Below are 12,679 nucleotides of genomic sequence, written 5' to 3' on the forward strand. Positions count from 1 at the left end.
GGAGTCTGGCTAACTATCTTCCCGCCCGCCCCCTCGTGGGGCGAGACCGAGCGAACCCTCTTCGGCGACCCGCCGACCGGGAGTCGCTAGTCCCGAAATCTTGCGTCGCGACACTGTCGACGCGCTCACGCTTCGCCGTTCCCTTTCTGGCGGCGAAGGAAGCCCCCGGTTGGGTTGCCGGGGCAACGGACACGGCCCGCCGCTCCGCCGCGCTCTCCTAGCGACGTAGAGCAACAACGGCGGGCCGTCTCCGTCCCCCAAGTCTTCCGATCGGCGCTTCCACGCAGCGACGACCGGCACGAGCGCGAGCAGGTCTCGCGCCACTCAGCACGACCCGACGCCTCGGCGTCCGCGAGCAGGTCTCGCACCCGCACCGCCCCGCGCACCCGCGCACTTGGCCGACGGCCGCGAGCAGGTATCGCGCTCCACACGCCCGTCTAGACGACGTCCTCCATTGACGCGCCACTCAGGGCGCTACCCGTCCCGGAAGGACAATCCATGCACAACATTTACACCCCCGACACCGCCGCAGCAGTTGCCGCGAAGCTCGTCGGCGCCGACCTCACCCTCGCTCGCCTGTTCAAGCGGGACTTCGAGTCTGGCTTCGGCGGAGGGTCGGGATCGACCATCCACGTTCGCGTTCCCGGAGCGGTCGAGGCCAACACTCGCGACGCTCGCGACCTGACCACGCCGCTGACTCAGTCGGCAATCATCGAGCAGACGGTTCCCGTCACTCTGAACACGCTCGCCTACTCCAGCGTCCCGCTGGCGGCCGGTCACTACGATCTGGACCTTCAGAACTACGCAACGGAGGTACTAGCGCCGCAGTCACTCGCGATCGCGAAGTACGTCGAACGGGAGGCCGTCGAGGCCCTTCAGGCAACGCCGGAGAGCACCTCGATCTCCTATGATCCCGACGCCCCGGCGAAAACCTTCACGGCCATTCGAAGCAAGCTCCGCGCGAACGGCGTTAGCTCCGACGAGCCGCTCTACGCCGCCGTCGGCTCCGAGGTCTACGCAGCGCTTCTCGACGGCCCTGTCGGCTCGTCCGGCGTGACGTTCAGCCCCGACGGAAAGGTTCGAGGCTTCGAGGTCCACGAGTCAACTCGACTCGCGCCAGACGAGATCGTGGCCTTCATCAAGCCAGCGTTCGCCCTTGTAGTCCGCGCGCCCGTCGTCCCGGACGGTGCGCCGTGGGGCGCGACCGTTCGCGAAGAGGAGTTCGCCGTGACCGCGCTCCGCGTCTTCGACGCCGGGACGGCTACTGATCGCTCGATCGTTGAGGCCCTCGTCGCTGTAAAGGCAATGCCCCTCGCGGTCGATCAGGAAGACGGAACCGTCGACCTCGTCGCCAACGGCGGCGCCGTGCGCGTCCTGACTGGCGCGTAGCAAGAACCGAAGCCCCGCCGAGGCGACGTGACGAGCTTTGTCTCGCTCTCCCTCGGCGGAGCTTCTCCCCAACCCAAATAACCCGAAAGGCCCCTCATGCTCTCCAAATCCACCGTCTACCGCTCCGTCGCAACCGTCCTCGAAAACGTGCCAGCGTCAATCGCGAAGCTCAGCTCCACCGCCCGCGAGACACTCCTCCGCGAGGCCGCCGCCGTCGGAATCGACCCGGCCGAGTACCTTCGCCGAGTCCACGCTGTCGAGGCAGAGGAAGCCCGCGAAGCCGCCGACCTCGTCGATCTCTACGGCGAGCGCGCGGCCTAGGGCGCGTCCCCGGCGACCCGCAAGCTACTGGCTTTTATGTCTCCGCGAAGCCAGCCGAAGATTTGGTTCGACGCATCGTTGACGATCTCCATTTGCTTAGGTCCGGCCGGTTCAGCGTGAACCGCCTCATACAGTCGCGACGTATAGCTCTCCACGTCGCCCTCCCCCGGTCGCAGGGTTGCCACAAAGCTGTTTCGCGCCTTGTGAAAATCCAAAGTGTCGTGCCAATAGGTCGCGATCCCGAGTTTGGCTAGGGCCTCGATGAACTCCAGCGCCCGCTCATAGCGAAGATCGTCGGAGGCCGTCCGACGATCCTCGCGTCTCAGAGCGCGCTCACGCCACGCGGGACCAAAGATTGTCGCGACCGCTCCAGCCGTAGCGACAAGAACCGTACCGGCGACACTGAAGAGACTCACGAGGACGACGTCTGACATGGACGAAGGTTACCGAAAACCCCCGACGCGGCGACCTCGCCCATCGGCACGGCGAGCGCGGGGCGAAGGGGGCGAACTCGACCCCCTGCCGCGCTCGCGGTAGTCGCCTACGCCTGCAACTCGATCTCGGGCAGTTCCTGACCGCGCAGATGCGACAAGAAATACCTCCGCTTGGTTGGCTGTATCGCCCAGCCGATGCTTGCAGAGTCAGCATTATTCGGCAGCGAATAGTCAATGAGTGTCCATGCGCCAAGCTCGTTGGCCACAGGCTTCAGCAGCGATCCGCCGAAGATGACCTCGTGATACTCGATCACGCCGGTATCGGAATCGTCTAGGTAGATCGCTTCGAACTTGAACTCTTCGCCGGGAGAGCCGCCGACTCTCTCCTCATGAATGGCGGCCCACTCGGCGACGCTCCGCGCGATCTCGACGTACCTGTTCTCCAAAGCCTCGCCCGGACCCAGCACCGCGCGCGTGATGCTGGGCGTATCGGGCGACGCCAGAGGCTTTCCGAAGGTGAGCTTGATCGTCCGCGCCCCCTCGTTGCGAATGGTGATACCCAGTCTCACCATGAGTTGAGAGGTCCCATCTCGCGGGAGTCTGAACGGCTCTAGGGAAACGTGCGGCTGAGCGTCCCCGAACTGTGAAGGGACGACCGGCGGCCATGCGATCGCGTCGGCGACGGTCATCGTGATCCTCGGTGTCGCGTTGTCGATTCGCGTCTTCACAGCTTCCAGCGCCAAGAACAACGTTCTATCTTGCTCCTTGCGAGCGACGTCGAGGCTCTCGACGGCGACCCGAGCGGTCTTCTCTCCGGCCTCAGCGGCGCGACGAGTCGCGGAGGTCTGGCGCGCTATGAAGATCGCAGTCGCAGCCGTCACAAGCGCACTGACGCCGGTCGCAATCGCACCGACGGCTGTCCATAGGGTCGCATCACTCATGTTTGAAGTTTAGGGATTTCCCCCACTTTCTCTCCGATCGGACTAACGGGGTGGGGAGGGACTCCCCCCTCCCCCCTTCGCTCCAGCCCGAAGCGGCATAGCGCCTCAAGGGACATGCGCATACTCTCCGTTTTTCCCGCTGCATCCCTAATAGATGAACTGACGCGAGACAGGCCGAGGTGAGCGGTTAGCTAGTCCTGTCCCAATTCATCGAGAAGGCGATTGACGATCTCTGCGCTCGACTCAGTGGTTTGCTCTACGGAAGTGAAGAGCTCTTGCAGGAGAGCGTTGAGTTCATAGGAGTTGGTTACGCCAAGGGAAGCTGAAGACCGAAGGGTCCCGAGCGCGATCATCTTTGCCCCCTCGCGCCCCCAGACGGACAATTCGTGAGGCGCCTGTCCAAGGGCATCCGCGGCGCTCAGTTCGTACGACGCTCCCTTGGTCGAGGCGACAAAGCTCCTACCGCGTCCGAGGCGTCCGATAGCGCCAGATCTAATCCCGGCGAACGAAATTGTGAAGCCATTGTCGCTGGGGTTCCCCGATTCTGACCAGCGCAGCGATCCATCGACCGTTGCAGAAATCAGTCCCCTGATAAGTCTTAGCCAAGAGTCCTTGTCAAGCATTGGCAACCTTTCCGGGGTCGTTCTTGATGGTCATTGCAACGCCGCGCATACGCGCTCCGAGATCGCGGATACCGGTGGCTGCGCCCGCGACTTTTTCCTCCACCGTCAGGCCCGTATCGGCGAACAAGGCAGCTCGCGCAGCACTAGCGTCACCGGCAGCCTTGAGAATGTCTTTGACAATCTCATCAAATTGTCCGACTGATTCTTCCAACAGAGACGATGACTCGTATGCGTAATCGCAATACCTTCCTAGGGCGGCCTCGCAATCGTCCGGGTCGTCTTTCCGAAGTGCATCGTCGAGAGTTCGTGAGATCTCTGTCAGTCCGGGCAGGATTGAGACGAGCTGATTCTTGATCAGTGTGGCGCGGGTCTCAGCCAGTGCTTCGGACGCTGCCTTCAAGGTATTACGACTGCGTGTGATCTGAAAGATGGTGAAGCCAATGCCCACGCCTCCGAGCACGAAAGCAATCCAATCGAGCAGCCCCGGAACGTTTGACCAGTCCAGCCACATCCAGTCTCCGATCTTCACAATTCGTCACCTTATCGCAGCGTCTGCGTTCACGACCTGCGATGCGCTCGCTCGAAAAAGGGATCGGCGCCCAACAGTGCGCAGCTGCGCCTCCCTCGTTAGTGAGTTCCGACCAAACAATCACGACAATCGGCGCCGTTAGAAACCCAGCCTTACTAGAAACGTGATCGAAGCGATCGCAACCACTAGACCGCCAATAGCGAGGATTGCGAGCAACGCGATGCCCACCCGTGGCCGACTGCTGAATCGCTTCCTAATGACGCGATCCGCGACCTCGGCTAGGCCAGCCCCCAACCCCACGCCAGCCAGCGCCACCGAGATGACGATGGCCGCCCGCCAGTCGATCAGACCGCCAAGAGCAGCGGCGCCTGCCACAGTCAGCGCCACTATCAAACCGGCCAGCGCTCGACTAGCAACGTCGCGCCAGAATGGCTCGGAGACCGCCCACTCGGCGACCCACAGCTTCCGCCTAGACGGCTTCGATTTTCGCCTCGCTAGCTGTCGTGAGGCTCGCATGCTCACACCCTAGCGAGTAGACAAACACAGCACTCAATGATTAACCCTGTGCGCTCAGTGGAGCGACCTTTGGCCCTCGGCCCGGTACGCACCGGCCGGGGGCCTTTCGTTCGTCTACGGGGCGCTGAGCGTCTCCGGATTGGCGGGCGCTAGGCGACCGTCCGCCTTCGTGCAAAAGCTCCTATCGGCGTATACCTCAATGGTGCCGCCCTGCCCGTCGTCGAGGACGGCGACCGGGGCGAGGTTCTCGTCGTCCGGCCCGGTGAAGTAATCGAACGGCTCGCCGAACTCGTGCTCTACGAGTGCAGCTATCGGCGCGTTGACGTCCATCGGTCTCCCTCTCGTGGCGACGCCACACACGAGGACATTAACACCGATTCGGGCGCTCGCCGGCCGCGTCTAGCGACTCACGAAAGGCGCCTCACGCGACGCGGTGTCGGGCTGGCGTCTGGCGGCCTACTCCTCTTGAGTCGCACCCCCGTCGCCCACGACCGGCGCGAGCGTCGTAGCCTTTCTCCACAGGCGCCCATATTCCTTGCGCGTGGCTCCGACGGCTGCCGGGTCTTTCACCGGGATGATGATGCCAGGACGCTTCGCGATCGAATTGAGACTGGTGCCAAAGACGAGCAAATCACCCGAATCAGGGATGAAGTAGCGATCGTGGACATGTTCTTGCGGCATCCAACGGAGTTCGGGTGGGTCACTAATACTCCCGAGAGCCATAGCCATGAGCGGGTGCTCGGATACCTTCCTTGAACCCGTCAGGATGCGGTTGACTGAGGGAATCTGAAGCACATTCAGCAGCTGTGCGGTGTCAAGGTACGGGTCGATCAGCATTCCCGCACCCTGCGAGCTGATCCGCTCGAAAACACGGACATAGGCGAACTGATCGTTCGGGTCGATGATTACCGTCACCGGGTCGTCGCTGTCTAGATCGACGGTCGGATTGTCTAGCTCCCGGAGGATGTTTCGACCGAGATCGGTGAGCCGAAGGGTACCCCTCTCGACCGACGCCCACCGCAACCGTTCAAAGTACTCGGCCCAACTCTCGCCCGGCGAAATCTGGCGGCCAGTCATCCCGAAAGCGTCTTGGAGCGATGCAACAGAGCCGAGGAGTGACTTGGTGAGAGTGCTCTCGTAGAGAGGCTTCCTTTTGTCTGGCGCGCGCATGAAAGCTTCGAGGGCCCCGACGTCGAGACCGTTACCGCTCCGAGTGGCGGCCGCGACGTAAGCCAGTGCCCGATGGGTGGATTCGTCCGCGATCATCACGCTATGGATGCTAGCGCGGGCAAGTTAAGCTCCTGACTAGAGGGTCAAGTCCGGCCCGGCGGTCATGAGCGTGATGAGCACCCAGCCGGGTACGTCGCCGCGGTCGTCGTCGGCAAGTCGCTTGAGTGAGTTCATGTCGACATTGTCTAGATGGATACCCCTCGCTCGCGATGGTTATCCACAAGTCCGGCTCTGACGCGATGCACCCTGTATTGGGGGGCGGGTATTCCTCACCTTTACCGACAGGATGAGAACATGAGCATCCCTAGCGCACCCGAGCCCGCCAGCACACCAGACGACGCCGAGGTCGCGAACTCAGTGGTACCGACGACTCGCTCCTCGACACTTGCCATCATCGCTCTCGTTGTGGGAATCATCGCGTTCGTCTCGGGACTCGCGCCGATCTGGGGGCTAATTGCGGGAGGCGCAGCTGTCGTGCTGGGAGCCATGGCGCTCGCGAAGAAGCAGAACAAGATCCTCGCCCTCATCGGTCTGATTCTCGGAGGCCTTGCCGCGATCACCTCGCTCGCGACGACGGCTGCTCTCATCGTCGGAATTGCAAATGCCGGAAGCATCACGCCGGCACCTCAGCCTGCTTTCACGAGCGAAAGCAGCTCAGAAGCCGATCCGGCGCCCCAAGACACGGTCGAGGCGGAGCCGCTGGAAGAAGTGGTTCCAGAAGTCGTCGAGACGTTGAACCAGGCGAACGCACGGAGCTCCGCTGAAGACTACCTGGGCTTCACCGCGTTCTCTCGAACCGGGCTCATCGATCAGCTCGAGTTCGAGGGTTACTCCACCGAAGACGCCACATACGGGGTTGACGCACTCGGAACGGACTGGAACGCGCAGGCGGCGCTCGCCGCCCAGGACTATCTCGACTTCACGTCCTTCTCACGAAGCGGTCTCATCGACCAGTTGATCTTCGGCGGCTTCACGGCTGCCGAAGCAGAGTTCGGAGTGACTGCCGTCGGCCTGTAGAGGCATGCCGTCCAACACGGCATCCATCACTCGTTAGCGCAGCTCCTCCACGTCGTCGACGCGGTAGTTGTACAGCCAGTCGTTGCGGGTGTCGTCGGATGCCTTGGCGAGAAAGCGCGGCATCATCGCGTCGCGGATGGCGATGCCGAGCCTGCTCTTCGTCACCCGCTTCTGAGCGTTGATGGCACGGGCATACCGAACGATTCGCTCGGCGCGCGGCTGGCGACGGCGCTGGTACTCGGCGAACGCGGTTTCATGGTCGTCGACATCGCGGAGGCAGCGGGCAAGCACGGCAGCGTCCTCGAGCGCGAGCGATGAACCCTGACCAGCGCTCGGTGACGTCGCGTGCACGGCGTCTCCGACGGCGACGACGCGTCCACGGCTCCACCGGCGCACGCCGACCAGGTCGTGGATCGGGTAGGCCGGCACCGGCTCGGTCTGCGCGGCGAGTATCTGCGGCACAGGATACGGGTCGTCGGCATGCAGCTCGCGCAGTCGGCCGATCCAGTCAGGGTCGCGACTGTGCTCTGAAGCAGTGATGTTGGCGAACCAGTAGACGGTGCCGTCATCCCTCACGAGGTATCCGAAGAACGAGCGACGGCCGAAGACCATGTGCTGCGTGTCGGGGGTGGGGGCGAGCCCGGCGACCCGGCAGAAGCCGCCCAGCCCCAAGAGGCCGCTGTACGTCGGGGCGGGCGAGGCCGGGTCGATCCACGCGCGAGTCACCGATCGCACTCCATCGCAGCCGATCAGGATGTCGCCAGTGGCACCGCGACCGTCGGCGAACGTCGCACGCACCCCCGCCTCCGTCTCCTCGATGGACACGAGTCGCGAGTCATAGGTGACCGGGATTCCCGCCTCCGCCGCCCCCTCGCCGAGCACGGCATGCAGCTGGCCGCGGCGCACGACGACGCTCCCGCGTTCCGGCTCGCGGGCGGGGCCGTTGGGAACGACGCCCAGCTGGGCTCCCGTGCTGCTCCACATCACCATGCGCGGCGACCGATGACCGTCGAGCCTGTCGCGAAGCCCGAGCTGATCCAGAACGGCAAGGCCGTTCGTCGCGACGTTGAGGAAGAGGCCGTCGTACTTCTCAGGCCACGCGTTCGCCTCAAAGACCTCGACATCCCAGCCGTCCTTCGCGAGAAGCATGGCGATGGCCGGCCCCGCAACGCCGCTTCCGATGATTAGTGCCCGTGGCATCCCGACTCCTTGTATTCTTGAAATAGACGAGACTCTCGCAAATAGAGTCTCTCGTATTTAGAGAGAATAGGGAATGACCGACGAGCTGTCAACGAGCGACGCGGCGATCGCGCGCATGGGCGACGTGATGCGCGATTTCATGTCGTCTGCCGTGCTGTTCCAGGATGCGGTGGCGAGACACGGCGGTCTCAACAGCACCGACATGCAGACGGTCAGCATCCTCATCAGCCAAGGACCGGCAACGCCGGGCGAGTTGGCGGAGCGCACCGGCCTGACCGCCGGGGGCTCGATCACGGCCGTCATCGACCGCTTGGAGAAGGCCGGCTACGTCACGCGGGAGCGAGATGTCGGCGATCGCCGACGCGTCATCGTCTCTGCGGTCATCGAGACCGTCATGGCGAAGGTCGGCCCGATCTACGGTCGCGTCGGCGATCGCTGGGCCGACTACCTGCGCACTCTGAGCGAGCACGACCTCGCGCTTGCCGTCGAGCTTTTTGAGCGGGCGGGCGAGATCAACCGCGACGAGCTGGAGCGCCTGCGCACTGAGGGCTAGCACCAGGGCTGCAGCGCAACGATGCCCGGATAGCGTGCTAACGCTGCGGAGACCCGCTCAGCACACCCGCACCGTGCGCGTGTCACGCGCGTAGATCTCCAGCGTGTTCTCGTCCATGATCACGGCGCTGATCGACACCCTTCCTCGCACGAAGACCGGCGTGCTCGGGAAGTGGTAGAGCTTCACCGTCTCGACGTGGCGCCGACCGTCGCAATTCAGTGGCAGGTCTCCTCTGGCGAGAGCTGCACCCTGGGTGGCGTTGATGAATCCCTCCCATAGCGCTCCCGGCTGGCAGGACAGACGCACCCGCACGGTGAGCACGGTGCCGTTCTCCGAGAGCCGCGCTCCCGGCAGGATCCGCACATCAGCAGGTGCGCGACCCGTCACGGTGGAGGCGGCTGTCACCGCAGCAGTCGCGGGCGCAACTCCAACCCCGAGGCTGGCCACCGCGAGCAGCACCGCCGCCAACATCCTCTTTCGCATTCCTTCGCTCCCTTCTTACGAACAGCCTGATCGATCTACTGACCGTAGGAAGAGGGGTGGAGGGCTGAAAGGGCCTTTGGTCCCGCAGCGGCAGTTAGAACCCCACCTGCAGCACCATGATCCCGGGGAAGATCGCGAAGGCGATTGTGGTGGGCAGGATCAAGAAGACCAGCGGCACGAGCATCGCGACCTCCTTGCGGCCGGCCGACTCGAGCAGCTCGCGCTTGGCCTGGTCGCGGGCGTCCTGGGCCTGGGCCCGCAGCACCTCCGCGAGCGGGGTGCCGCGCTCGAGCGCGCCCGTGAGCTGCTCGGTGAAGCGGGAGAACGGCGGCAGCTGCAGGGCGTCTGCGGTTCTCCTCACGGCATCCGTGAACGCCACTCCGCTATTGGTCTCTGCCACGACGAGGGCGAGCTCGCGGGCCAGCTCACCGCGGCTGATGCGCGAGATGCGACGCACGGCGTCGAGAATGCCCTCGCCAGCCGAGAGGCTCAGCGTGAGGAACTCGAGCACGGTCGGCAGCTCTGCCTGCATGCGGGCTAGGCGCGCTCGCGCATCGCGCTGCAGCAGGTAGTCGCGCGCCACGAATCCGCCAACACAGAACAGGATGACGATGCCAGCCTGGGCGATCACCGGCACACCCTGAAAGCGGTTCGCCCCGATCGCGATGGCGACACCGAGCACTCCGCCGATCGCCGCCCATACGAGCTGCCGACTGCGGAAGTCGGTAACCGACATGGCGAGCCCCGCCTGCCGCAGCCGCTGGGCCGTCGACTCGGCGCCGCCCGCCAGGTCGCCGATGACCCGGGCAAGGGCCGCGACCGGCGGTGAGAGCACCGCACCGAGCACGGGAAGCGGGTCGCTCGGCGTGCGGGCGACGAGTCGGCGGGCCTCGGCCGAGACGTCGAGCACGTAGGGTGCAACCCGGCTGCTCAAGGTTGGCCTGCTGAGCCGGGGAACCAGGCTGACAATCGACCACAGCCCGAGGCCGAGGGCGAGCCCGCAGGCGATGCCCCACGCCATGGTCGAGTTCACTGGAACCACCTGCGCTCTTCTGGAATGCGGCCGATCGCGATCATCAGCCGGTAGGCGACGACGGAGACGCCGAGTCCACCGACGATGAGCACGGCGCCCGCCGCGGTGTTGTAGGCGGCCGCGGCCTCCGGTCGTGTTGCGAGAAGCAGCAGCACGATCCAGGGCGCAGCAACGCCGAGCCGAGCCGCGTTGACCACCCACGACTGCCGCGCCTCTACCTCGGAGCGGATCGCGGCCTCCTGCCGAAGGTAGGCCGCGAGGTTGCGCAGCACCGTCGTGAGCTCACTACCGCCGACCTCGCGCGACATGCGAACGGTCTCGAGGATGCGGTCGGCAACCGGGTCGGCGAGGGTCGCCTTGAGCTCGGTGACGCACAGGCCGAAGTTGCCCGTCGTGCGGTAGTCCTGCTCGAACCGGGCGAACGGCTCGCGCGTGGCGACCGGACCACTGCTGGCGAGCGACGCGATGCTGTCGGGAAGCGACTGGCCGGATCGCACCGCTGACACCAGCTGGTCGACGACATCGGGCCAGAGCACCCGCGTGGCCCTGCGGCGGGAGCGGGCGCGCAGCGAGATCACGACGGCGGGCATCGCCCCGACGACGAGCCCCACGGCGAGGGCGAGAGCGGAGACCGGCAGCAGCGCGAAGGTGACCGCGGATGCCGCAGCAGCGACCATGAGCGACACCACCGCGACCGTGCCGGGCCGCACCCGCGGCAGGCCGGCCTGCGAGAGGGTGGCGTGCAGCGCGGAGCCGAGGCGACCCGTGGTGCGGGCCTCGGCATCCGTGGATTCTGACGGCCACAGGAAGGGCGAGACGATAAGCAGCACTCCCGCGCCGAGCAGCAGGCCGACGGCGACGCTCATGACTGCACCAGCAGCGACGACGGGTCGAAGCCGTGACGTCGGTACTTGGCCAGACGCGCGGGCTGCAGCCCGGTGGCCCGCAGCTGCCCCTCGCGCAGCTCGAACAGGAGAACGCCGTCGATGCCGCCGGTGGCACTGGCCCCCGACGGAGTAAGGATCTCGACCACGCGACGCTTGCCGTTGCGCTGCAGCTCGCAGTGCACCACGACGTCGATCGTGGATGCGACCGTAGGCACCACGAATGACGAGTCGATGTTGCGGCCAGCGAGAAGGGGGAGGGTGCAGAGCTTCACCAGGGCGTCGGCAGCGTTGTTCGCATGGATCGACGACATGCCCGGCAGCCCGCTGTTGAGGGAGATGAGGAGGTCGAGCGACTCCGCCTCGCGCACCTCGCCGACCACGAGCCGGTCTGGCCGCATGCGAAGCGCCTCCTTGATGAGGCGGCGGAGGCTGATCTCTCCCGCGCCCTCGAGGCTCGGCTGGCGGCACTGCATCGCAACATGGTCGGCGGCTGCGAGGTCGAGCTCGAAGGTCTCCTCGACGGTGACCACCCGCTCGCCCGGTCGCGCGGTCGACAGCAGCGCGCCGAGCATCGTCGTCTTGCCGCTCTGCGTCGCCCCAGAGACCAGGATGTTGGCTCCGGCGAGCACGCTCATGCGAAGGAACTCCGCCGCCTGGTTGGTGAGCGAGCCGAGCTCGACGAGGGTGGCGAGGTCGCGGATGCGGCTGGAGAACTTGCGCACGTTCACCGCCCAGTGGCGCTGGGTCACGTCGGGGATGACGACGTGGAGCCGCGAGCCGTCGGGCAGCGATGCGTCGACGAACGGCGAGCTGAGGTCGACCCGCCGGCCGGAGGACTGCAGCATGCGCTCGACGAGGTCGCGCACCTCGGAGTCGGTGAGCACGACGCCGGTGAGCTCAGCCACGCCGTTGCGGGCGACGAAGACGCGGTCGGGGGCATTGATCCAGATCTCCTCGATCGAGGCGTCGTCGAAGAACGGCTGCAGGGCGCCGAAGCCGGTGAGGCTTGCGACGACCTGGCGGGTGGCGAGCGCCTCGTCCTCCAAAAGGGGGACCGATCCGCCGAGCGCCCGCTCGCTGTAGCGACGTATCTCGTCGCGCACGTAGCGGCCGACGAGTTCTGCATCGGCTCCGAGATCGGCCCCGTCGCGGCGAACCCGCTCGCGCACCTGCTCTGCGATGACCACGATGGGGCTGGCGAGCGCGGTGGTTGGCATGCCGACATCCTGTTCGCCACGGCGCGAGGGCGGCGCGGGTTGTCCACAAGCGGCGACCACTTGGCGGCGCAGATCGACCGGTCGCCGGGCATCCATTCCTCCACTCCCCCGGCCGCTTCTACCGTCGGGGAAACCACCAACGGAGGATCACCATGCGAAAAGGCACCAAGAGAGCGCTCGTCATCACCGGCAACATCGTCGCGGTCGTGCTTGTCGGGGTCAGCGTGCTCGGCGCGCTCAACGGGCCCCTATCACCGGACGAGCTCGATGCGGCAGTCGAGCAGCAGCTGCAGAAGGCCGTCGACG

The 12,679-nt window shown here is 65.4% G+C and carries 14 protein-coding genes; 4 read left to right on the forward strand and 10 right to left on the reverse strand.

Going from position 1 to position 12,679, the window contains the following annotated elements; genetic code table 11:
* Window positions 1–498: 498 nt before the first annotated feature.
* Complete coding sequence (locus AC14A7_RS06640; protein ID WP_484007429.1) at window positions 499–1,389, forward strand: hypothetical protein; 891 nt, start codon at window positions 499–501, stop codon at window positions 1,387–1,389.
* 96 nt (window positions 1,390–1,485) lie between these two features.
* On the forward strand, window positions 1,486–1,710 hold the full coding sequence (locus AC14A7_RS06645) for a hypothetical protein (RefSeq protein WP_484007431.1): 225 nt from the start codon (window positions 1,486–1,488) through the stop codon (window positions 1,708–1,710).
* On the opposite strand, the gene AC14A7_RS06650 is transcribed toward AC14A7_RS06645, so the two are convergent.
* The 5 genes from AC14A7_RS06650 to AC14A7_RS06670 form a co-directional block, all read right to left on the reverse strand.
* Window positions 1,707–2,144, reverse strand: coding sequence for a hypothetical protein (locus tag AC14A7_RS06650; RefSeq protein ID WP_484007432.1), 438 nt, complete (start codon window positions 2,142–2,144; stop codon window positions 1,707–1,709). The two genes, AC14A7_RS06645 and AC14A7_RS06650, sit on opposite strands and share 4 nt — an antisense overlap.
* 107 nt (window positions 2,145–2,251) lie before the next feature.
* Entirely contained in the window at window positions 2,252–3,085 is an 834-nt protein-coding gene (locus tag AC14A7_RS06655) for a hypothetical protein (RefSeq protein WP_484007434.1), read from the reverse strand.
* A 615-nt stretch (window positions 3,086–3,700) separates the two neighbouring features.
* Entirely contained in the window at window positions 3,701–4,237 is a 537-nt protein-coding gene (locus tag AC14A7_RS06660) for a hypothetical protein (protein ID WP_484007435.1), read from the reverse strand.
* Window positions 4,238–4,867: 630 nt separating this feature from the next.
* Window positions 4,868–5,083: a hypothetical protein gene (locus tag AC14A7_RS06665; RefSeq protein ID WP_484007437.1), complete on the reverse strand. Its 216-nt coding sequence runs from the start codon at window positions 5,081–5,083 to the stop codon at window positions 4,868–4,870.
* Between the two features lie 126 nt (window positions 5,084–5,209).
* Entirely contained in the window at window positions 5,210–6,022 is an 813-nt protein-coding gene (locus AC14A7_RS06670) for a hypothetical protein (RefSeq protein ID WP_484007439.1), read from the reverse strand.
* A 447-nt stretch (window positions 6,023–6,469) separates the two neighbouring features.
* Here AC14A7_RS06670 and AC14A7_RS06675 point away from each other — a divergent pair, with 447 nt between their 5' ends.
* Complete coding sequence (locus tag AC14A7_RS06675; RefSeq protein WP_484007441.1) at window positions 6,470–7,000, forward strand: Ltp family lipoprotein; 531 nt, start codon at window positions 6,470–6,472, stop codon at window positions 6,998–7,000.
* Between the two features lie 33 nt (window positions 7,001–7,033).
* Here AC14A7_RS06675 and AC14A7_RS06680 read toward each other — a convergent pair whose 3' ends face one another.
* Window positions 7,034–8,200, reverse strand: a complete 1,167-nt coding sequence (locus AC14A7_RS06680; RefSeq protein WP_484007443.1) for an FAD-dependent oxidoreductase — start codon at window positions 8,198–8,200, stop codon at window positions 7,034–7,036.
* A 73-nt stretch (window positions 8,201–8,273) separates the two neighbouring features.
* Between AC14A7_RS06680 and AC14A7_RS06685 the strand changes: the two genes are divergently transcribed.
* On the forward strand, window positions 8,274–8,753 hold the full coding sequence (locus AC14A7_RS06685; RefSeq protein WP_484007445.1) for a MarR family winged helix-turn-helix transcriptional regulator: 480 nt from the start codon (window positions 8,274–8,276) through the stop codon (window positions 8,751–8,753).
* 57 nt (window positions 8,754–8,810) lie between these two features.
* Here the strand turns inward: AC14A7_RS06685 and AC14A7_RS06690 are convergent, their stop codons facing one another.
* The 4 genes from AC14A7_RS06690 to AC14A7_RS06705 all read right to left on the reverse strand — a co-directional run bounded on the left by AC14A7_RS06690 (window position 8,811) and on the right by AC14A7_RS06705 (window position 12,373).
* Window positions 8,811–9,236, reverse strand: coding sequence for a hypothetical protein (locus tag AC14A7_RS06690; RefSeq protein WP_484007447.1), 426 nt, complete (start codon window positions 9,234–9,236; stop codon window positions 8,811–8,813).
* Between the two features lie 94 nt (window positions 9,237–9,330).
* Window positions 9,331–10,278 (reverse strand): type II secretion system F family protein, encoded by a 948-nt coding sequence (locus tag AC14A7_RS06695; protein ID WP_484007449.1) that lies wholly within the window; start codon window positions 10,276–10,278, stop codon window positions 9,331–9,333.
* Entirely contained in the window at window positions 10,266–11,135 is an 870-nt protein-coding gene (locus AC14A7_RS06700; protein ID WP_484007451.1) for a type II secretion system F family protein, read from the reverse strand. Before AC14A7_RS06700 ends, AC14A7_RS06695 begins: the two co-directional genes overlap by 13 nt.
* Window positions 11,132–12,373: a TadA family conjugal transfer-associated ATPase gene (locus tag AC14A7_RS06705; RefSeq protein WP_484007453.1), complete on the reverse strand. Its 1,242-nt coding sequence runs from the start codon at window positions 12,371–12,373 to the stop codon at window positions 11,132–11,134. Before AC14A7_RS06705 ends, AC14A7_RS06700 begins: the two co-directional genes overlap by 4 nt.
* Window positions 12,374–12,679: the final 306 nt, after the last annotated feature.

Source organism: Conyzicola sp., assembly GCF_057073975.1.

Bases quoted from the DNA above. Each gene is read 5' to 3' on its own strand.
- AC14A7_RS06655 (WP_484007434.1), bottom strand. From the start codon at position 3,085: ATGAGTGATGCGACCCTATGGACAGCCGTCGGTGCGATTGCGACCGGC.
- AC14A7_RS06705 (WP_484007453.1), bottom strand. From the start codon at position 12,373: ATGCCAACCACCGCGCTCGCCAGCCCCATCGTGGTCATCGCAGAGCAG.
- AC14A7_RS06690 (WP_484007447.1), bottom strand. From the start codon at position 9,236: ATGCGAAAGAGGATGTTGGCGGCGGTGCTGCTCGCGGTGGCCAGCCTC.
- AC14A7_RS06640 (WP_484007429.1), top strand. From the start codon at position 499: ATGCACAACATTTACACCCCCGACACCGCCGCAGCAGTTGCCGCGAAG.
- AC14A7_RS06680 (WP_484007443.1), bottom strand. From the start codon at position 8,200: ATGCCACGGGCACTAATCATCGGAAGCGGCGTTGCGGGGCCGGCCATC.
- AC14A7_RS06645 (WP_484007431.1), top strand. From the start codon at position 1,486: ATGCTCTCCAAATCCACCGTCTACCGCTCCGTCGCAACCGTCCTCGAA.
- AC14A7_RS06685 (WP_484007445.1), top strand. From the start codon at position 8,274: ATGACCGACGAGCTGTCAACGAGCGACGCGGCGATCGCGCGCATGGGC.
- AC14A7_RS06675 (WP_484007441.1), top strand. From the start codon at position 6,470: ATGGCGCTCGCGAAGAAGCAGAACAAGATCCTCGCCCTCATCGGTCTG.
- AC14A7_RS06700 (WP_484007451.1), bottom strand. From the start codon at position 11,135: ATGAGCGTCGCCGTCGGCCTGCTGCTCGGCGCGGGAGTGCTGCTTATC.
- AC14A7_RS06650 (WP_484007432.1), bottom strand. From the start codon at position 2,144: ATGTCAGACGTCGTCCTCGTGAGTCTCTTCAGTGTCGCCGGTACGGTT.
- AC14A7_RS06665 (WP_484007437.1), bottom strand. From the start codon at position 5,083: ATGGACGTCAACGCGCCGATAGCTGCACTCGTAGAGCACGAGTTCGGC.